The organism is uncultured Microbacterium sp. (genome assembly GCF_963528945.1).
In the GTDB taxonomy this organism is placed as follows: Bacteria; Actinomycetota; Actinomycetes; order Actinomycetales; family Microbacteriaceae; genus Microbacterium.
On record NZ_CAURWX010000001.1, the window covers coordinates 836,974 to 855,399 of the forward strand.

At 69.4% G+C, this 18,426-nt stretch carries 18 protein-coding genes and 2 tRNA genes; 12 read left to right on the forward strand and 8 right to left on the reverse strand.

Annotated elements, in window-relative coordinates; genetic code table 11:
- Positions 1-146 precede the first annotated feature (146 nt).
- Positions 147-1,751 carry a phosphoglycerate dehydrogenase gene (gene serA, locus RWS82_RS03850; protein ID WP_314647111.1) on the forward strand — a complete coding sequence of 535 codons (1,605 nt, stop codon included), beginning with the start codon at positions 147-149 and terminating at the stop codon, positions 1,749-1,751.
- 68 nt (positions 1,752-1,819) lie between these two features.
- Here the strand turns inward: serA and RWS82_RS03855 are convergent, their stop codons facing one another.
- Entirely contained in the window at positions 1,820-2,365 is a 546-nt protein-coding gene (locus RWS82_RS03855) for a TetR/AcrR family transcriptional regulator (RefSeq protein ID WP_314647114.1), read from the reverse strand.
- 90 nt (positions 2,366-2,455) lie between these two features.
- On the opposite strand from RWS82_RS03855, the gene RWS82_RS03860 reads away from it, so the two are divergent.
- The 8 genes from RWS82_RS03860 to RWS82_RS03895 all read left to right on the forward strand — a co-directional run bounded on the left by RWS82_RS03860 (position 2,456) and on the right by RWS82_RS03895 (position 10,834).
- Complete coding sequence (locus RWS82_RS03860; protein WP_314647116.1) at positions 2,456-3,991, forward strand: MFS transporter; 1,536 nt, start codon at positions 2,456-2,458, stop codon at positions 3,989-3,991.
- A 67-nt stretch (positions 3,992-4,058) separates the two neighbouring features.
- Entirely contained in the window at positions 4,059-5,114 is a 1,056-nt protein-coding gene (locus tag RWS82_RS03865; protein WP_314647119.1) for a 3-isopropylmalate dehydrogenase, read from the forward strand.
- A 47-nt stretch (positions 5,115-5,161) separates the two neighbouring features.
- Entirely contained in the window at positions 5,162-6,262 is a 1,101-nt protein-coding gene (locus RWS82_RS03870) for a branched-chain amino acid aminotransferase (RefSeq protein WP_314647121.1), read from the forward strand.
- A gap of 85 nt (positions 6,263-6,347) precedes the next feature.
- A complete protein-coding gene (locus RWS82_RS03875; protein ID WP_314647122.1) occupies positions 6,348-7,124 on the forward strand; it encodes a fumarylacetoacetate hydrolase family protein in 777 nt (258 codons plus the stop codon).
- The gene (locus RWS82_RS03880; protein WP_314647126.1) at positions 7,121-8,386 is read left to right on the forward strand and encodes an MFS transporter; all 1,266 of its coding nucleotides are present in this window, start codon (positions 7,121-7,123) and stop codon (positions 8,384-8,386) included. The genes RWS82_RS03875 and RWS82_RS03880 overlap by 4 nt, the downstream gene beginning before the upstream one ends.
- Positions 8,386-9,156 carry a methyltransferase domain-containing protein gene (locus RWS82_RS03885; protein ID WP_314647128.1) on the forward strand — a complete coding sequence of 257 codons (771 nt, stop codon included), beginning with the start codon at positions 8,386-8,388 and terminating at the stop codon, positions 9,154-9,156. Before RWS82_RS03880 ends, RWS82_RS03885 begins: the two co-directional genes overlap by 1 nt.
- 12 nt (positions 9,157-9,168) lie before the next feature.
- The gene (gltX, locus tag RWS82_RS03890) at positions 9,169-10,674 is read left to right on the forward strand and encodes a glutamate--tRNA ligase (protein WP_314647130.1); all 1,506 of its coding nucleotides are present in this window, start codon (positions 9,169-9,171) and stop codon (positions 10,672-10,674) included.
- Between the two features lie 88 nt (positions 10,675-10,762).
- Positions 10,763-10,834 (forward strand) — tRNA-Gln (locus RWS82_RS03895).
- 90 nt (positions 10,835-10,924) lie between these two features.
- Here RWS82_RS03895 and RWS82_RS03900 read toward each other — a convergent pair.
- Together RWS82_RS03900 and RWS82_RS03905 are read right to left on the reverse strand one after the other, a co-directional pair.
- On the reverse strand, positions 10,925-11,233 hold the full coding sequence (locus RWS82_RS03900) for a transcriptional regulator (RefSeq protein ID WP_314647133.1): 309 nt from the start codon (positions 11,231-11,233) through the stop codon (positions 10,925-10,927).
- The gene (locus RWS82_RS03905) at positions 11,223-11,690 is read right to left on the reverse strand and encodes a hypothetical protein (protein WP_314647135.1); all 468 of its coding nucleotides are present in this window, start codon (positions 11,688-11,690) and stop codon (positions 11,223-11,225) included. The genes RWS82_RS03900 and RWS82_RS03905 overlap by 11 nt, the downstream gene beginning before the upstream one ends.
- Positions 11,691-11,821: 131 nt before the next feature.
- On the opposite strand from RWS82_RS03905, the gene RWS82_RS03910 reads away from it, so the two are divergent.
- Positions 11,822-12,784, forward strand: coding sequence for a DNA topoisomerase IB (locus tag RWS82_RS03910; protein ID WP_314647138.1), 963 nt, complete (start codon positions 11,822-11,824; stop codon positions 12,782-12,784).
- 40 nt (positions 12,785-12,824) lie between these two features.
- Here RWS82_RS03910 and RWS82_RS03915 read toward each other — a convergent pair whose 3' ends face one another.
- Positions 12,825-13,682 carry a 3-hydroxyacyl-CoA dehydrogenase gene (locus tag RWS82_RS03915; protein ID WP_314647140.1) on the reverse strand — a complete coding sequence of 286 codons (858 nt, stop codon included), beginning with the start codon at positions 13,680-13,682 and terminating at the stop codon, positions 12,825-12,827.
- Positions 13,679-14,176: a MarR family winged helix-turn-helix transcriptional regulator gene (locus RWS82_RS03920; protein ID WP_314647145.1), complete on the reverse strand. Its 498-nt coding sequence runs from the start codon at positions 14,174-14,176 to the stop codon at positions 13,679-13,681. Before RWS82_RS03920 ends, RWS82_RS03915 begins: the two co-directional genes overlap by 4 nt.
- Before the next feature lie 96 nt (positions 14,177-14,272).
- Here RWS82_RS03920 and pepN point away from each other — a divergent pair, with 96 nt between their 5' ends.
- Positions 14,273-16,753 carry an aminopeptidase N gene (pepN, locus tag RWS82_RS03925; protein WP_314647147.1) on the forward strand — a complete coding sequence of 827 codons (2,481 nt, stop codon included), beginning with the start codon at positions 14,273-14,275 and terminating at the stop codon, positions 16,751-16,753.
- Here the strand turns inward: pepN and RWS82_RS03930 are convergent.
- Together RWS82_RS03930 and RWS82_RS03935 are read right to left on the reverse strand one after the other, a co-directional pair.
- Positions 16,744-17,289 carry a GNAT family N-acetyltransferase gene (locus RWS82_RS03930; protein WP_314647149.1) on the reverse strand — a complete coding sequence of 182 codons (546 nt, stop codon included), beginning with the start codon at positions 17,287-17,289 and terminating at the stop codon, positions 16,744-16,746. The genes pepN and RWS82_RS03930 overlap by 10 nt on opposite strands.
- A complete protein-coding gene (locus tag RWS82_RS03935) occupies positions 17,286-17,924 on the reverse strand; it encodes an MBL fold metallo-hydrolase (protein ID WP_314647151.1) in 639 nt (212 codons plus the stop codon). Before RWS82_RS03935 ends, RWS82_RS03930 begins: the two co-directional genes overlap by 4 nt.
- Before the next feature lie 155 nt (positions 17,925-18,079).
- On the opposite strand from RWS82_RS03935, the gene RWS82_RS03940 reads away from it, so the two are divergent.
- Positions 18,080-18,152 (forward strand) — tRNA-Glu (locus tag RWS82_RS03940).
- A 65-nt stretch (positions 18,153-18,217) separates the two neighbouring features.
- Here RWS82_RS03940 and RWS82_RS03945 read toward each other — a convergent pair.
- On the reverse strand, positions 18,218-18,382 hold the full coding sequence (locus tag RWS82_RS03945) for a hypothetical protein (RefSeq protein ID WP_314647152.1): 165 nt from the start codon (positions 18,380-18,382) through the stop codon (positions 18,218-18,220).
- Positions 18,383-18,426 lie beyond the last annotated feature (44 nt).

Sequence of the window (18,426 nt, forward strand, 5' to 3'; positions counted from 1 at the left end):
TCGCCCTCGTGGCGGCACCGAGGATGCGACGTGGTGCAACGTCACACGGCGGGGCGGCGGGATTCGCTCGGGTACAGTGGAACCGATCGCGCCCCCGACGGTGTGCGGCGCATCGGCCCCTGTTGTGTTGCCCCGAAGGATCCACTGTGCCGAAGCCCGTTGTGCTCATCGCCGAAGTTCTCTCTCCCGCCACGATCGAGGCCCTGGGCCCGGACTTCGACGTCCGCCACGTCGACGGCACCGATCGCCCCGCCCTGTTCACGGCGCTGGCCGAGACCGACGCGGTGCTCATCCGCTCGGCGACGCACATCGACGAGGAAGCCCTCTCGCACGCACCTCGGCTGAAGGTCGTGGCGCGCGCCGGTGTCGGACTCGACAACGTCGACATCAAGGCGGCCACCGCTGCGGGCGTGATGGTCGTGAACGCGCCGACCTCGAACATCGTCTCGGCGGCCGAGCTGACCGTCGGACACATCCTCAGCCTCGCCCGCCGCATCCCCGCGGCGCACGCGTCGCTCTCGTCCGGTGCGTGGAAGCGCAGCTCGTTCACGGGTGCGGAGCTCTTCGAGAAGACCGTCGGCATCATCGGTCTCGGACGGATCGGCGCGCTGGTCGCGGCCCGTCTCGCCGCCTTCGACATGCGCGTCGTCGCCTATGACCCGTATGTCACCTCCGCCCGTGCCCAGCAGCTCGGTGTGCAGCTTCTCTCGCTCGACGAGCTGGTTGCCGAGTCCGACTTCCTCACGATCCACATGCCGAAGACGCCGGAGACGACCGGCATGATCGGCGCCGAGCAGTTCCGCGCCATGAAGCCCACGGCGTTCGTCGTGAACGTCGCACGCGGCGGGCTGATCGACGAGGAGGCACTGCGCGAAGCGCTCGTCGCGGGCGAGATCGCCGGCGCCGGACTCGACGTCTTCACGACCGAGCCGCCCGCGGAGGGTGGCACCGCTCGCGCCCTCCTCGACCTGCCGAACGTGGTCGTCACCCCCCACCTGGGCGCCAGCACCGAGGAGGCCCAGGAGAAGGCGGGCGTCTCGGTCGCCCGTTCGGTGCGCCTGGCCCTGGGGGGAGACCTCGTGCCGGACGCCGTCAACGTCGCCGGCGGCGTCATCGACCCCTACGTGCGCCCCGGCATCTCGCTCGTCGAGAAGCTCGGACAGATCCTCGCCGCCCTCGCGACATCGCCGCTCACGAGCCTCGACGTCGAGGTGCACGGCGAACTGAACGACTACGACGTGAGCGTGCTGAAGCTCGCCGCACTGAAGGGCGTCTTCACCAACATCGTCAGCGAGACGGTGTCGTACGTGAACGCTCCGCTCCTCGCCGAGCAGCGCGGCATCGCGGTGCGTCTGCTGAAGGACGACGTCAGCGCCGAGTACCGCAACGTCATCACGCTCAGCGGCGCGCTGTCCGATGGTTCGCAGCTGTCGGTCTCGGGCACGCTGACCGGCCCGAAGCAGGCCGAGAAGCTCATCGGCATCAACGACCACGCACTCGAACTGCCGATCGAGAAGCACCACGTGGTGATGCTGTACACCGACCGCCCGGGAATCGTCGCGGTCTACGGCCAGAAGTTCGGCGAGGCGGGGATCAACATCGCCGGCATGCAGATCGCTCGTGAGGCGGCCGGAGCGCAGGCGCTGAGCGTGCTGACGCTCGACTCGCCGGTCGCAGACGAGCTGCTCGACGACGTGCGCACCGCGATCGACGCCGACCTGTTCCGGCAGATCGAGATCACCGAGATCTGAGATCGAGGGAGGGCGGGGCGCAGGCGCGTCCCGCCCTTCGCCGTTCCCGAGCCGGTTCCTCAGCGCACTCAGGGAGCGGCGGTGCGGAGGACGACCTCGATCAGGCGGTCGAGATCGGCGCCCTGCGGAACGAGGTGCTCCGACCCGTTCACGTCGAGAGAGTTGTTGAAGTACAACCCGTCGCTCAGGAGCATGACGAGAGCGAGACTCGTCTCGTCGCGCACGTGCGGGCGGATCATCTCCTCCCAGCGACGCCGCACGTGTCGCAGTGCGTCGGCGGCGGGGACGGAACCGCCCTGGGCGAGCCGCGAGGCGGCGATGAGTGCGCGGTCGAGCGCCTCGTCCTCCATGACCGAAGTTCGGATGTAGTAGACGACCGGGCCCTCCTCGTCGGCGGCCATGCGCTCGAGGTCTGCGGTCGTGAGGGTGTCGAGCCGATCGAGCAGCCCGGCGACGAGTTCGTCCTTCGACCCGAAGTGGTAGAGCAGACCGCCCTTCGACACCCCGGCGGCCTTCGCCGTCGCGTCGAGTGTCGCGGAGCGCTCACCCTCCTCGAGCACGAGTTGCTGGAAGGCGTCGAGCACGCGTTCCCGGGCGAGGGGTGGGCGGGGCATCGGATCCTCTTCTCGGTCGCGGTCGGCGGCATCTGTTACTATACCATCCGGACGGTTTAGTAACACCGTCCCGGAACTGAGAGGTGTGCCATGACCCGGACCGCGTCGATCCCGACGGCAGGAACGGATGCCCCCCGCGTCGGCGCTCGCGGATGGGCCGCGCTCGTCGTGCTCATGCTGCCGGTGCTGCTGGTGTCGGTCGACAACACGGTGCTCAGCTTCGCGCTGCCCGAGATCTCCCTCGCTCTCGCCCCCTCGGGGGCCGAGCAGCTGTGGATCATCGACGTCTACCCACTCGTGCTCGCCGGTCTGCTGGTGACGATGGGCACCCTCGGTGACCGCTTCGGCCGTCGCCGACTGCTCCTCATCGGTGCCACGGGCTTCGCCGCAGTCTCGGTGCTCGCTGCCTTCGCCCCGACCGCCGGCCTGCTCATCGCCGCCCGTGCGCTGCTGGGCTTCTTCGGTGCGATGCTCATGCCGTCGACGCTCTCGTTGCTCCGGTCGATCTTCACGAACCGCGACCAGCGCCGCCTCGCGATCGCGGTGTGGGCATCCGCCTTCTCCGCGGGATCGGCCCTCGGCCCGATCGTCGGCGGCTTCCTCCTCGAGCACTTCGCCTGGGGCTCGGTCTTCCTCATCGCCGTGCCCGTGCTGCTCCCGCTGCTCATCGCCGCGCCGCTTCTCGTGCCCGAGAGCCGCGACCCGAACCCGGGCCGCATCGATCTCGTGAGCATCGCTCTCTCGATGGCGGCGATGATCCCGGTGGTCTACGCGATCAAGTCCTTCGCCGTCGACGGGCCGACCGTGGTCGCGGGGGCCTGGGCGCTTCTCGGTGTGGTGATGGGCGTGCTGTTCGTCCGCCGCCAGCTGCGGGCCGACATCCCGATACTCGACATGGCTCTCTTCCGCCGAGGCACGTTCTCCGGCGCGATCCTCGTCAACCTGCTGAGCGTCGTCGCTCTCGTGGGGTTCCTGTACTTCGTGTCTCAGCATCTGCAGCTCGTGCTCGGTCTGTCGCCGATGATGGCCGGGCTCGCGCTCGTGCCCGGCATGGCGGTCATGATCGTCGCGGGTCTCGGTGTTGTGCCGGTGTCGCGTCGAGTGCCCCCGCACGTGATCATCCCGGTCGGTCTCGCCTTCTCGGTCGTCGGCTACCTGATCGTGGCCTTCACCTCGCACGCGCACGGCGTCGCACCGCTGATCCTCGCCTTCGTGGTGCTCGGCATAGGTATCGGAGCGGCCGAGACGATCTCGAACGAGCTCATCCTCTCGAGCGCCCCGGCCGAGAAGGCGGGGGCCGCCAGCGCCGTCTCCGAGACGGCGTACGAACTCGGCGCGGTGCTCGGTACGGCGGTGCTCGGCGGCATCATCACCGCGTTCTACCGTTCGGCCATCGTGCTCCCCGACGGGCTGCCCGCCGGTGCCGCGGACGCGGCGAAGGAGACGCTCGCCGGCGCGTACACCGCAGCCGACGGTCTGCCCGGAACGCTCGGCGATCAACTGTGGGCGGCGGCAGCGGATGCCTTCGGCTCGGGTGTCTTCATCACCTCGCTGATCGGCGCGGGGCTCGTGGTCGTGGCGGCCGTGATCGCCGCCGTCACACTGCGCACGCGCACCCCGCACTGACCACTACGCTGAAGGAACCGGCGCGCCTCGTCGAGCGTCGTGCCGGTTCCCCGAAGCAAGGAGAGCCATGTCGCGTGTCGTGAAACTGGCCGTCATCCCGGGTGACGGCATCGGTCCCGAGGTCATCGCCGAGGCGGAGAAGGTGCTCGACGCCGTCACCGCCGACTCGGGTGTGAGCTTCGAGAAGACGCGCTTCTCGCTCGGCGCCGCGCGGTTCCTCGAGACGGGCGACACCCTCACCGACGACGATCTCGCCGCGATCTCGGCGCACGACGCGATCCTGCTCGGCGCCGTCGGCGGCGCGCCGGGCGACCCGCGTCTGAAGGACGCCAACATCGAGCGCGGCCTGCTGCTGAAGCTCCGCTTCACGCTCGACCACTACGTCAACCTCCGTCCGTCGAAGCTGTTCACCGGTGCGGCCGGTCCGCTGGCCGATCCGGGCGACATCGACTTCGTCGTCGTGCGTGAGGGCACCGAGGGTCCGTACGTCGGCAACGGCGGGGCGATCCGTCGCGGGACCCCGCACGAGGTGGCGAACGAGACCTCCGTGAACACGGCCTTCGGGGTCGAGCGCGTCGTGCGCTACGCCTTCGAACTCGCCGAACGCCGCCGCAAGAAGCTGACCCTCGTGCACAAGACGAACGTGCTCGTGCACGCCGGTGCCATTTGGCAGCGCGTCGTGAACGAGGTCGCGGCGGAGCATCCGCAGGTCTCCGTCGACTATCTGCACGTCGACGCGGCCACGATCTTTCTCGTGACCGACCCCTCTCGCTTCGATGTCATCGTCACCGACAACCTCTTCGGCGACATCCTCACCGATCTCGCCGGTGCCGTCACCGGCGGCATCGGTCTCGCCGCGTCCGGGAACATCAACCCGACCGGCGCCTTCCCGTCGATGTTCGAGCCGGTGCACGGTTCGGCGCCCGACATCGCGGGGCAGCAGAAGGCCGATCCCACCGCGGCGATCCTCTCGATCGCGCTGCTGCTCGACCACCTCGGCCTCCCGGCCGAATTCGCTCGCGTCAGCGCGGCGGTCGAGGCCGACATCGCCAGCCGTGACGGCTCGCGCACGACCGCCGAGATCGGCTCCGCCATCGCCGCGCGCCTCGGAGCGCAGGCGTAGGCTGAGACCGCGCGAAGACGCGACCCTCCTCAGAACGGAACAACACCATGACGACCATCGACGCTCAGGCGCCCGCAGCGCCGCTCGAGTTCGCTGTGACCAAAAACCTCGCCGCGGCCTCGCCCGCGCGCGTCGCCGAAGTGCTGGAGAACCCCGGCTTCGGCGTCGTCTTCACCGACCACATGGTCGACATCTGCTGGTCCGCCAAGGGCGGCTGGCATCGCCCGCGGGTGTCTCCCTACGGGCCGATCCCTCTCGACCCGGCGGCCTCGGTGCTGCACTACGGTCAGGAGATCTTCGAGGGCATCAAGGCCTACCGCCATGCGGACGGATCGATCCACACCTTCCGCCCCGACCGCAACGCGGCGCGGCTTCAGGCGAGCGCACGCCGCCTCGCGCTGCCGGAGCTGCCGAGCGAGTACTTCATCGAGTCGCTGCGACAGCTCATCGCCGTCGACGGCCGGTGGGTGCCCTCCGGCGCCGACCAGAGCCTCTATCTGCGCCCGTTCATGTTCGCCAAGGAGGCGTTCCTCGGCGTGCGAGCGGCGCAGAAGGTCGCCTACTACGTGATCGCCAGCCCGGCGGGTGCGTACTTCACCGGTGGCGTGAAGCCCGTGCGCATCTGGCTGTCGGAGGAGCACTCGCGCGCCGGCCGCGGCGGCACCGGCAAGGCGAAGACGGGCGGCAACTACGCTTCGAGCCTTCTGCCGCAGGCCCTCGCGAGCGCCAAGGGCTGCGATCAGGTCGTCTTCCTCAACGAGAAGAACGATGTCGAGGAGCTCGGCGGCATGAACGTGGTGTTCGTCTTCAAGGAAGGCCGCGTCGTCACGCCCGAGTCCGACAGCATCCTCGACGGCATCACCCGCGACTCGCTGCTGCAGCTCGCCGAGGACCGCGGTTACACCGTCGAGCGTCGCCCCATCTCGATCGACGAATGGCGTCAGGGCGTCGCTTCGGGCGACATCGTCGAGGTCTTCGCCTGCGGCACCGCCGCGGTCGTGACCCCGATCGGTGCGCTCGTGGGCGAGGGCTTCGAAGAGCCTCAGCCCCTGGGCGAGCTCGCGCTGTCGCTGCGTGAAGAGCTCACCGACATCCAGTACGGCCGTCGCGAGGACCGCCACGGCTGGCTGCTCCGCCTCGACGCCTGAGTGCACCTCGTTCGCTGAACACCCCGCCCCGCGTGCCACGCCGGGCGGGGTCTTCGACGTCGAGCGCGCTGGCTAGGCTGGATGCATGAAGATCGCCCGATTCGCCCACGACGACGCCATCCTGTTCGGGATCGTCGACGACAAGGATCTCGTCGTCCTCTCGGGCGACCCGTTGTACGCCGGTTACGAGCCCACGGGCGACCGCGTGCCGATCGCCGATGCGGTGCTGCTCGCCCCCGTGATCCCGCGGTCGAAGGTCGTGTGCGTCGGCAAGAACTACCACGACCATGCCGCTGAGATGGGCGGCGAGGCCCCGGCCGAGCCGCTGCTCTTCCTCAAGCCGAACACGTCTGTCATCGGCCCGGGCGACGCGATCGTGCGCCCCGCGCTGTCGCAGCAGACCGAGTTCGAGGGCGAGCTCGCGGTCGTCATCGGCAAGCTCGCGAAGAACGTGACGGCCGAGAACGCCCTCGACCACGTGCTCGGCTACACGATCGCCAACGACGTCACCGCACGCGACCTGCAGCGTGCAGACGGTCAGTGGACGCGCGCGAAGGGCTTCGACACGTTCTGCCCCCTCGGGCCGACCATCAGCACCGACTTCGATCCGGCGGATGCCGTGCTCCAGACGCGGGTGAATGGCGAGGTTCGACAGAAGGCTCCGCTGAGCGACATGATCCACTCGGTGGCCGAGATCATCGCCTACGCCTCGGCCGTGTTCACGCTGCTTCCGGGAGACGTGATCCTCACCGGCACGCCGGCGGGGGTCGGAGCCTTCGAGGCCGGAGACACGGTCGAGGTCGAGATCACCGGCCTCGGGATCCTCCGCAGCGCCGTGCGCGACGCCGCTCCGACGGCATGAGCACCCCCGTCCTCACCGCGGACCAGCAGGCGGCGGTGCAGCGTCGCACGGTGCTGACGCTCTCGTTCGGGCAGGTGCTCGGGGGGATCGCGTTCGGCGCCACCGTGTCGCTCGGTGCGCTGCTCGCCGCCGACATCTCGGGCGACGACGCTCTGTCGGGATTGGCCACGGCATCCGTGACCCTCGGAGCGGCGCTCTGCGCGATCCCGCTCGCCCGGCTCGCCGCACGGGTCGGCCGCCGTCGCGCCCTGACCCTCGGCAACCTGTTCGCCCTCGTGGGCATCGCCGTCGTGATCCTCGCCGCCTCCGTGCGGATCTTCCCCCTCCTGCTCGTCGGAATTATCATGATCGGCGCGGGCAACGCCGGAAACCTGCAATCCCGCTTCGCCGCGACCGACCTCGCGGCTCCCGCGCACCGCGGTCGCGACCTGTCGATCGTCGTCTGGGCGACGACCGTCGGGGGAGTGGCGGGGCCGCTCCTGCTCGGTCCGGGAGAAGTCGTCGGGGCCGCGATCGGAATGCCGCCGCAGACGGGGTCGTACGTCTTCTCGTTCGTCGCGCAGTCCGCCGCGCTGGTGCTCTACCTCGTGGCGCTGCGCCCGGACCCGCTGCTCGCCGCTCAGCGTCTGGCGACGGCGGCCGCGGCGAACGCGGCGCCGGCCGTTCCCGACCGCCCCGTCGCCGCCCGCTACGCCATGTTCGCGATCGCCGGCTCGCACGTCACTATGGCATCGGTCATGGCGATGACGCCGGTGCATCTGTCGCACATGGCGCACAGCATGCACCCGGGGCACGATGCGGCCGCGGCGGCGGCCGACGTCTCGCAGCTCGTCGGTGTGACGATCGCCCTGCACGTCGCGGGCATGTACGCGCTTTCGCCGGTGTTCGGCATCCTCGCCGACCGCCTCGGGCGTCTGCAGGTGGTGCTCCTCGGTCAGGGGCTCCTCGCCGCCTCGCTGGTCTTCGCGATCTTCACGAATCACGAGGCGTGGGGGGTCATGGTGGCGCTGATCCTGCTCGGTCTCGGGTGGAGCGCGGCGACCGTGGCGGGCGCCGCGCTGCTGACCGAATCGAGTGCCCCCGAGCTGCGCACCCGCCGCCAGGGACGCAGCGACTCGCTGATGAGCCTCTCCGCAGCGGCAGGAGCTGTGCTGGCCGGCGTCATCCTCTCGACTTTCCAGTACGCGGGGCTCGCGGTCGCGGCATCCGTCCTCGTCGTTGCGATCGTCGCTCTCTCGCCGCTCGCGCGCTCACGTCGCTGATGAAGCAGTGGGCCGGAGTGGGGGAGGCCTACGCGGCCTCGTACGCCTCGCTCTGCGCGGGGACGATCGGTACCCTGACCGACATGCTCGGCCCGGGCGGGGGCCGCACCGTGCTCGACGTGGGATCGGGCACGGGTGACCTTGTCGCCCGGCTCGCGCGTGAGGGGTGGCGGGCAACGGGGTGTGATCCCGAGGCCTCGATGCGCGCCGTCGCGGAGCGCGAGCATCCGGAGGTTCCGTTCATCGCCGGCGGCTTGCCCCGTCTTCCCTTCGACGACGACTCCTTCGATGCGGTGACCGCCAACTTCGTGCTCAACCACGTCGATGACCCGCGCCGCTCGGCAGGCGAACTCGCCCGCGTGGCAGGTGCTGGCGCTCCGTTGGCCGCGACCGTCTGGGTGTCATCGCCGTCGTGGTTCTGGCGGGAGGTGTGCGAGCGGGCAGATCTCGAGCCGGCAGCCGGCGAGCGGCTACCCCCGCAGCGGGACTTCGCGCGCACCGCCGATGGTCTGACGGCGATGCTCCGCGATGCCGGCTGGCGGGAGGTCTCGTCCACCGAGTCGACGTGGGTCTGGGAGGTGTCTTCGGCCGCGCTCTGGTCGTCGGCCGAGGGCGGCGTCGCGTCGGCGGGCCTGTTCTACGGTGCGCTGAATGCTGCGGCGCGTGTGCGCTTCCGGCGCGGGTTCGATGCGACTTGTGCCGCGCACGGACGAGGGGGTGTGCTGTCGCTGCCGCACACGGCGGCGGTGGGGGTGGGGCGCGCGCCCTAGAATCGAAGGGCTATGGCTACTCCTCACCCCCTCACCACGACCGCCAGCGGTGCCGACGTCCGCGTCCGCTTCTGCCCCTCGCCGACCGGCCTGCCGCACGTCGGCATGGTGCGCACCGCGCTCTACAACTGGGCGTACGCGCGTCACAACGGTGGCAAGCTCGTGTTCCGCATCGAAGACACCGATGCGGCGCGCGACAGCGAGGAGAGCTTCCGCCAGCTCGTCGACGCGCTGACCTGGCTCAAGATCGACTGGGATGAGGGCGTCGAGGTCGGGGGACCGCACGCGCCGTACCGCCAGTCGCAGCGGCACGACATCTACCGCGAGGTGATCGACAAGCTGCTCGCCACGGGGGCGCTCTACGAGAGCTACTCGAACGCCGAGGAGATCGACGCCCGCAACGAAGCCAACGGTCGTGCGAAGCAGCTCGGTTACGACAACTACGATCGCACCCTCACCGAGGAGCAGAAGGCCGCCTTCCGCGCCGAGGGGCGCCAGCCCGCGCTGCGCCTGCAGGTGCCCGACGAGGACCTCACCTACGTCGACCTGATCCGGGGCGAGGTGACGTTCCCGGCGGGTTCGTTCCCGGACTTCGTGGTCGTGCGTCCGAACGGCATCCCCCTGTACACGTTCGTGAACCCGGTCGACGATGCGCTCATGGGCATCACGCACGTGCTCCGCGGCGAAGACCTGATGCCGTCGACGGCTCGTCAGCTCGCCCTCTACGCGGCGCTCATCGACGCAGGTGTCACGACCTTCGTGCCGCGCTTCGCGCACATGCCGCTCGTGCTGGGGGAGACCGGCACCAAGAAGCTCTCCAAGCGCGACCCGCAGGCCGACCTCTTCCTGCACCGCGAGCGCGGCTTCATCCACGAAGGTCTTCTCAACTACCTCGCCCTGCTCGGCTGGTCGATCGGCCACGATCGCGACGTGTTCTCGCTCGACGAGTTCATCGCCGCGTTCGACATCGAGAACGTCAATCCGAACCCGGCCCGCTTCGACCAGAAGAAGGCCGAGTCGATCAACGGCGACCACATCCGCATGCTCGACGTGAAGGACTTCGCCGAGCGCACGATCCCCTATCTCGCGGCGGCAGGGCTCTTCGACGAGCCCACGCACGAGCAGCTCGTGCTCGCGTTCCGCGCCGCGCCGCTCGTGCAGGAGCGCGTGCAGCTGCTGGGGGAGGTGCCCGGCATGCTCGGCTTCCTCTTCACCGACGACATCGCCTACGAGGCGGATGCGCTCAAGGGTCTGCCTGCGAACGCCCGCGAGGTGCTCGACGCGTGCGTCGCGGCTCTCGAGCCGGTCACCGAGTTCACGCCGGAGAAGATCCAGGATGCTCTCGCCGCCGCGCTCGTCGAGAACCTCGAGCTCAAGCCTCGGGTCGCCTACGGTCCGCCGCGCGTCGCGATCACCGGACGCCGGGTGTCGCCGCCGCTGTTCGAGTCGATGGAGCTCATCGGCAAGGACGAGACGCTGCGCCGCCTGCGTCTGCTCTCGGAGACCCTCGCGGTCTGAACGCCACGCGCGGGCGACCGTGCGCATTTGGAACCGGAGCCGGGGTCGGGTAGAGTAGATTCTCGGTGCGAGGCTCCGGTTTCGCCCTTGGGGTATGGTGTAATTGGCAACACGGCGGTTTCTGGTTCCGTTGTTCTTGGTTCGAGTCCAGGTACCCCAGCACTTCATAGAAGCCCGGAAATCCGCAGGAATGCGGAGGTCCGGGCTTCTTGCTTTGACGTCGGCGTAGGGTCGAGGCGCGTGAGGGGCGTCACTCACCGACCATCGCACGCAACGCGGCGAGGTGTCCGTCGAATACCCGTCGCCCCTGCGGCGTGAGTTCGACGGCGCTCACCCGACGGGCGTCGTTTCGATCAGCCGACGGCCCCTTGCGGACGCGCACGTGCCCGAGGTCGGCGAGATTGCGGATCGTCTTCGAGAGGGTCGCCTCGCTGAGATCCAAGGCGGACGCGATGGCCGAGAACTCCGCAGCGTCGACAGGGCGCAGCAGCGCGCAGAGGCGTAGGCGGGTGGGGGCGTGGATCGTCTCATCGAAGCGCGGCACGGCGCTACCGGACACGCGCGACCTCGATCGCGTAGACGCGGTCGTACGCAACGACGCCGAGGGCGAAGCATCCGCCGGCGATCACCGCGATGCCGCAGACGGCGGCGATCAGTCCGAGAAACGAGAGAATGATCCCGGCAGCCAGCGCGACAGCGAGGAAGCACCCGAGTCCGACCACGAGGACGAGCCCGCGCGGTCCCGCCGGCCCAGAGATCGAGAGGCCGCTGCGGCGTCGGAACACGGTTTCGACCACGAAGAAGATTGCGACGCCGGTGAGGAAGAGAAGCCATCCCCAGGTGAGTCCGGCAGCGGGCGCCGCGACCATCAGCCCCGCGCCCACGCCCTGTGCGGGGGCGGCCCACCAGGTCTCGGCGGTCATGCGGAGGCCGAGACCTCGGCGATCGTCTTCGATTCCCTCGAGCATGCGCCGCACGGAGTCGAACTCCCTCGCCTCGACCGATTCACTTGCCATGTCGTTGAGTGAACCAGGTGAGGACCGACTGCGCAAGCTCGCGTCGTCGCTGTGCGGTGCCCGACTACCAGAGACGACCAGCGCAGGGCCAGCCCCTGCCGTGGTCGCGACGGCGGCGGGAGGATGCTCTCATGGCAGCTCTCGTGCGTGTGATCCCGGGGGAGGACGTCGGGTTCCGACGCCTTCGTTCCGGCACCGGTTTTCGCTACCTGGATGTCGACGGCCATCCGGTGCAGGAGGCGGACCGCGAGCGCATCAAGGATCTGGTGATTCCGCCGGCGTGGACGGACGTGTGGATCGCCGCCGACCCGCTCGCACACATCCAGGCCGTCGGCATCGACACGGCGGGGCGCAAACAGTACCTGTACCACCCGCTCTGGCGCACGAAGCGCGACCGGCGCAAGTACGGTCGGGCGCTCGACCTCGCCGAAGCGCTGCCGCACGCGCGCGGACGCGTCACCCGCGCGCTGCAGGATGAGAAGCTCTCGAAGGACAAGGTGCTCGCCACCGCGTTCCGCCTGCTCGACGACGGTGCGCTGCGCATCGGCTCGGAGCGGTACCTCGCCCGCCACGGCAGTCGTGGGCTCACGACACTGCGTCGGCGCGACGTGAAGGTCGACGGCGACAAGGTGTCGTTGTCGTTCCCGGCGAAGAGCGGGCAGACGGCGGCGATCGAGATCACCGACGACGTGCTCGCCGCCGTGCTCGACGACCTGTCGGCCGGACCCGACCGTGCGCCCCTGCTGGCCTACCGCCGCGGACGGCGTCGGGTGAAGATCACCCCCGCCGAGGTCAACCGTTTCCTGAAGGACGTGACGGGCGAGGGCTTCACGGCCAAGGATTTCCGCACGCTGCACGGCACGATCATGGCGGCCGACGCGCTGGCCCGCATCGGGCCGATGGACACCCGCAAGGACCGCGACCGCGCGGAGCGTCTGGCGGTGCAGGCGACCGCGTCGGCGCTGGGCAACACCATCGCGGTCGCCCGTGCGAGCTACATCGACCCGCGGGTGTTCTCGCTGTATGCGCGGGGCAAGCTGCTCGACCTCACGGTCTCGCCCGAGACGGCGATCCGGCGGCTGCTCCGGGGGTGACGCGCGGCGGCACCGGCGACGTCCGCCGCGCGTCCGGCGATCAGTTACCCCGCGGGTAGGTGTAGAAGCCCTCGCCCGTGGCGACGCCGAGCTTGCCCTGGTCGATGTACCGCTCCTTGATCAGGTCGGCGAACGCCTGCTGCTTCTCGTCACCCATGCGCGAGATGTTGTACGCGGTGGTGAGGCCCACGATGTCGTAGATCTCGAAAGGACCCGCGGGGGCACCGGTACCGATGCGCCACGTGGCGTCGATCGCCTCGGGCTCGGCGATGCCGTCGACGAGCAGTTCTCCCGCGGCCTGCAGGAAGGGCACCAGCAGGGAGTTCAGCAGGTAGCCGGCCTTCTCCTTCTTGATCTCGATCGGGACCATGCCGATCCGCCCGGCGAACTCGACCACCTGCTGGTACACGGCGGGATCGGTCGCGGGCGTGCCCATGATCTCCGCGGTGTTGTGCGACCAGATCTCGTTGGCGAAGTGCAGGGCGAGGAAACGGTCCGGCCGCCCCGTCGACTCAGCCAGTGCGCTGGGCAGGAGCGTCGAGGAGTTGGTCGCGAAGATCGTGGTCTGCGGTGCGGCGTCGGCGAGACGGCGGTAGATGTCCTGCTTCAGCTCGAGGTTCTCGGGCACCGCTTCGATCACGAGGTCGGCGGCGGCGACGGCATCCGTCAGGTCGCTGCTCAGCCGGATGCGCGCGATCGCCGCCTCCGCTCCACCGTCGGCGGCGCCGTCGACGCCGTCCGTCGCGTATCGCGCCGCGAGCCCGCGGAAGCGGTCGGCGGCACGATCGAGTGCCGGCTGGTCGACGTCATAGGCGACGACGTCGAAGCCGTGGAACGCGGTCTGGAACGCGATCTGCGATCCGAGCACTCCGGTACCGAGGACGGTGATGTTCTTCATTTTCCTTCTTCTTTCTGTGCGACTTCGTGGGTCGGGTCATTCACCGCGGTGCCCGGTCGGGGCGCCACGGAGCTTCGGTCGAAACGGGAGAGGTCGGTGGCGAAGCGGGCCACCTCGGCGTCGCTCCAGGTCGCGAGATGCTCATCCACGATGCGTTGCAGAGTGTCGAGCGTGCGGCGGTAGGCGTCGGATCCCGCAGGGGTCAGAGTGAGCGGGCGCCCGCGCCCGCCGTCGCCGTCGCCCTCGGCGACGATGCCGAGTCGCATGAGCGACGCGAGCTGCCGCGACACGGTCGAGCGGTTGAGACGGAACATCCGGGCGATGTCGATCGAGCGGATCCCTGGTTGCTCGGCGATGGCCGTGACGATCGACTGCTCGGTCATGGTGAGCGGTGTCTCATCGATGCGCGCGTCGGCGACGCCGCGTCGCGAGATGGCGACGAGCGATCGCAGCACGGTCGCGCTGTCGTCGGATCGCGTGGGACGAGTGGCCATGACACCTCCTGTTGCTCTATGCAACGCTAGGGCCCTCTGTTGCATTCCGCAACACCCCGGCGGGCTGAGATGACCACCGGATGGGAGGATGGATGCATGGACACCGCCAACCTGACCCGCGAGGAGACCGCCGCGCGATCCGCGGCGATCACCGTGCACCGCATCCGCGTCGAGCTCGACCTCACCGGAGCACCCGAGCGTGCCCGCACCGGCTTCCGCACCGTGACGACCCTCGAGTTCGACGCCACCGCTTCGCAGACCTGGCTGGACTTCATCGGCGAGAGCGTCGACCGCGTCGTCGTCAACGGCGAGCCGCGGGACGTCGCCTGGGACGGCGCGCGCCTCGTGCTCGACCGTCTGGAGGCATCGAACACCGTCGTGGTCGATGCCGTCGGTGCCTACAGCCGCAGCGGCGAGGGCCTGCACCGGTTCCACGATCCCGCCGACGATCTGACATATCTGTACACGCAGTACGAGCCCGCCGATGCGCGACGAGTGATGGCGTGCTTCGAGCAGCCAGACATGAAGGCGTCGTACACCTTCGTCGTCGACGCCCCCACCGGGTGGGAGGTGCTGTCGAACCAAGCCCCCGAGCGCGTGGATGCCGGCCTCGGCGTGCAGCGGGTCGAGTTCGCGCCCACACTGCCGATCTCGAGCTACATCACCGCTATCGCCGCCGGGCCGTATGCGCGGGTCTCGGGGAAGTGGACGCGCGACGATCAGCGCATCGAGCTCGGGGTTCTGGCCCGGCGGTCCCTGGCGGAGCACGTCGAAGCCGACGAGATCCTCGAGGTGACGAGACAGGGCCTCGACTTCTTCACCGATGCCTTCGCCTTCCCGTACCCGTGGGGCAAGTACGACCAGATCTTCGTGCCCGAGTACAACCTGGGCGCCATGGAGAACCCGGGCCTCGTCACGTTCACCGAGGCGTACATCTCCCGTGGTGCCGCCACCGATGCACAGCGAGCAGCGCGAGCCAACACGATCCTGCATGAGATGGCGCACATGTGGTTCGGCGACCTCGTCACCATGCGCTGGTGGGACGACCTGTGGCTCAAGGAGTCGTTCGCGGACTACATGGGAGCGCACGCGTCGGCTGCGGCGACGCGCTTCACCGACGCCTGGGTGACGTTCGCCCTGCGGCGCAAGGCGTGGGCGTATCAACAGGACCAGCTGCCCACCACGCATCCGATCGTCGCCGATATCCCCGACCTCGAGGCCGCTAAGCTCAACTTCGACGGCATCACCTATGCGAAGGGCGCGTCTGTTCTGAAGCAGCTCGTCGCGTTCGTCGGCGAGGAGGCGTTCTTCGAGGGCGCACGTCGATACTTCTCCGCCCACGCCTACGGCAACACGACGCTCGCCGACCTGCTCGCAGAGCTCAGCGCGGTGTCGGGACGCGACATGGCGGAGTGGTCCGCCGCGTGGCTCGAGACCACCGGGATGTCGACGCTCTCCCTCGAGCACGGCGATGAGGGGTGGATGCTGGTGCAGACCGACCCCCGCCCGCACCGGGTGCGCATCGGCATCTACGGTCGCGACGGCGATCGGCTGGTGCGTCGGGACCAGGTCGCCGTCGACATCGTCGACGAGCGCACCCCGGTGGTGCTCCCCGACGCCGACCTCGTCATCGTGAACGACGACGACCTCACCTACGCCAAGACCCGCCTCGACGCCCGGTCGCTGGACACCGTCGAGGAGTCGCTCTCGGCGCTCGAGGCGCCGCTCGCACGGGCGCTCGTCTGGTCGTCGCTCTGGGACGCGACGCGCGACGGCGACCTCGACGCCCGCCGCTTCCTCGCGATCGTGCGGAGGCACGCGGCCCACGAGACGAACAGCGGACTGTTGACGGGTGTTCTCGCGAATGCGGCGTTCGCGGTGCGCCACTTCGTCGCCGACGCCCATCGCGACGAAGAGCAGCGGGCATGGCTCGCCGCCACCCTCGTCTCGCTGTGGGAGGCGGCGCCGGGCAGCGACGCCCAGCTCTCCTGGGCACGTGCGTTCGCCTCGGCGGCGTCGTTCGACGACCACCACACGGCGCAGGTGCGAGAACTGCTCGACGGGCACACGCCGGAGGGGCTCGTGATCGACCCCGACCTCCGGTGGCAGTTGCTCACCGCGCTCGTCACCGTCGGTGCGGCGTCGGCCGACGAGGTCGCAACGCAGCTCGAAGGCGACGACACCGGCACGGGCCGGACGGCGGCCCGTCGCGCACTCGCCTCCCGCCCGTCGGCGGATATCCGCGCCGCGGCATGGCAGACGGCCTGGGAGGATTCGTCGCTCAGCAACGATCACCTCGACGCCGAGATCGCCGGCTTCCGGGCCGGAGGGCGCCGCGATCTGACCGAGCGGTTCGACGACGACTACTTCGCGCGCCTTCTCGACACCTGGCGCTCGCGGAGCATCGAGATCGCACGACGTCTCGTCATCGGATTCTTCCCGTCCACGTCGACCACCGACGCGGTCGACGCCTGGCTCGCGGCAAACGACGACGCACCGTCATCGCTGCGGCGACTGGTCGTCGAGCAGCGCGATCATCTCGCTCGCGAGATCCGCGTGCGAGCCGCTCAGGCCTGATCTTCGGACGCGCGCTCGAGCGGCATCCCCATGACCGTGCGTACGATCCAGGGATGGGCGCGGTCGTCGTCGATGTGCGTCATGCCGAGATGCTCCGCGACGCGTCGCGATGCCATGTTCTCGGGGTGGATGATCGCCGTCAGCGTCGTGGGGGCGAAATGGGTGCGCGCGACCTCGACGCAGGCCCGCGCCGCCTCCGTCGCGTACCCGTGCCCCTGCTGAGCGGTTCGCACGTGGTACCCGACTTCGAGCACCCGTGCGCCGTTCGCCCTCTGCCACGTGAGTCCGCAGTCGCCGACGAAGTCACCGTCGCGCGTCTCGATCAGCCAGAGCCCATGCCCATCGTCCTCGTAGCGCCGCTGCATCCGGTCGATCCAGTCGGCGCTCTCCGCGCGGGAGAGCGGCGCCGGGTAGAACGCCATCACCTTCGGATCGCCGAGCATCTCGGCCATCTCGTCGAGATCGCCGGGCGTCATCTCTCGAAAGCGCAGCCGCTCGGTCGGCGCGGGCAGTAGCCGCGGCGTCCGATCGGTCACAGGTCGAACGCGTCGCCGGGGTCGAGCGTCAGGAACTCGCCGCCGTTCTGCTCGGTCGCCCACTGCAGGCGCTGCCGATGCATGTTGCGCCCGATGACCGACAGGGTCATGTCGTGAGTGCCGAAGGCGCGGCGCGGCTGCACGGCGAGCACGTAGTCCATCGCGTCGCCGATGCGTAGCCAGGGCGCCCCGAGCGGCGCGGCGAGGGTGTCGACGGACACCCCCTCAGGCACGGCGTACGAATCCCCCGGGTAGTAGAGCTGCTCGTTGACGAGCACGCCGAGGTTCTCGATCTCGGGGAGCGAGGAGTGGATGATCTCGTGCCGGCCGCCGAAGAACCGCAGGTCGAACTCGCCGATGCTGCGCGTGTCTCCGGGCGCGACGACGGTGACCTCGTAGCCGTCGGCGGCCTTCGCGACGCCGGCCGGGGCGAAGATCGGGGTGCCGGGGGCGGCACGCAGGATGCGGTCGAGGTGCTCGGGCGTCCAGTGATCCGGGTGCTCGTGCGTGATCACGATCGCGACCAGATCGCCGAGGTCGGTCAGGGGAGTGGTGAACGACCCCGGATCGATCAGCAGCGTCTGCCCGTTCTGGTCGAGGCGGAGGGTGGCATGTTCGTACTTCGTCACGCGCATGATCCGAGTCAACTCCTCGGGCATCCCTCGTGCAAACCCTTGACTTTCCGCGGCGGCACGCCCGGGATGCAGGTCTCGGTCCGCTCGATTTGGTCCGTCGAGAATCGCCATGGCATACTTGAACAGTTGTCGCGCGACGGAAACGAAACGCAGACGGCCCCATCGTATAGCGGCCTAGTACGCCGCCCTCTCACGGCGGTAACGCGGGTTCGAATCCCGCTGGGGTCACACAACACGCGAAGGCCCCCGGTTCTCCGGGGGCCTTCGTCGTGTCTACGGCCACGCTTCTGCGCCTATTCGTCTGCCGTTCGTCCTTCGCTGCGCCGTGCAGCCCCGGTGAGCCAGAGCGCCGCCACGGCCCCGAGCAGCGTCGCCGCCGCGAGGGCCAGGTCGAGCCCGTACAGAGTGATCCCGATGACCGGCGCGGTGAACACCACGATCGCGACGACGGTGGCCACTGGTTGGCGAGCATGCTCGACGGGTACCCGACACCGCTCACCAG

Excerpts from the sequence above, each read along its gene's own strand:
- RWS82_RS03855 (WP_314647114.1), bottom strand. The coding sequence starts at position 2,365 with ATGCCCCGCCCACCCCTCGCCCGGGAACGCGTGCTCGACGCCTTCCAG.
- RWS82_RS03860 (WP_314647116.1), top strand. The coding sequence starts at position 2,456 with ATGACCCGGACCGCGTCGATCCCGACGGCAGGAACGGATGCCCCCCGC.
- RWS82_RS03865 (WP_314647119.1), top strand. The coding sequence starts at position 4,059 with ATGTCGCGTGTCGTGAAACTGGCCGTCATCCCGGGTGACGGCATCGGT.
- RWS82_RS03870 (WP_314647121.1), top strand. The coding sequence starts at position 5,162 with ATGACGACCATCGACGCTCAGGCGCCCGCAGCGCCGCTCGAGTTCGCT.
- RWS82_RS03875 (WP_314647122.1), top strand. The coding sequence starts at position 6,348 with ATGAAGATCGCCCGATTCGCCCACGACGACGCCATCCTGTTCGGGATC.
- RWS82_RS03880 (WP_314647126.1), top strand. The coding sequence starts at position 7,121 with ATGAGCACCCCCGTCCTCACCGCGGACCAGCAGGCGGCGGTGCAGCGT.
- RWS82_RS03885 (WP_314647128.1), top strand. The coding sequence starts at position 8,386 with ATGAAGCAGTGGGCCGGAGTGGGGGAGGCCTACGCGGCCTCGTACGCC.
- gltX (WP_314647130.1), top strand. The coding sequence starts at position 9,169 with ATGGCTACTCCTCACCCCCTCACCACGACCGCCAGCGGTGCCGACGTC.
- RWS82_RS03905 (WP_314647135.1), bottom strand. The coding sequence starts at position 11,690 with ATGGCAAGTGAATCGGTCGAGGCGAGGGAGTTCGACTCCGTGCGGCGC.
- RWS82_RS03910 (WP_314647138.1), top strand. The coding sequence starts at position 11,822 with ATGGCAGCTCTCGTGCGTGTGATCCCGGGGGAGGACGTCGGGTTCCGA.
- RWS82_RS03915 (WP_314647140.1), bottom strand. The coding sequence starts at position 13,682 with ATGAAGAACATCACCGTCCTCGGTACCGGAGTGCTCGGATCGCAGATC.
- RWS82_RS03920 (WP_314647145.1), bottom strand. The coding sequence starts at position 14,176 with ATGGCCACTCGTCCCACGCGATCCGACGACAGCGCGACCGTGCTGCGA.
- pepN (WP_314647147.1), top strand. The coding sequence starts at position 14,273 with ATGGACACCGCCAACCTGACCCGCGAGGAGACCGCCGCGCGATCCGCG.
- RWS82_RS03935 (WP_314647151.1), bottom strand. The coding sequence starts at position 17,924 with ATGCGCGTGACGAAGTACGAACATGCCACCCTCCGCCTCGACCAGAAC.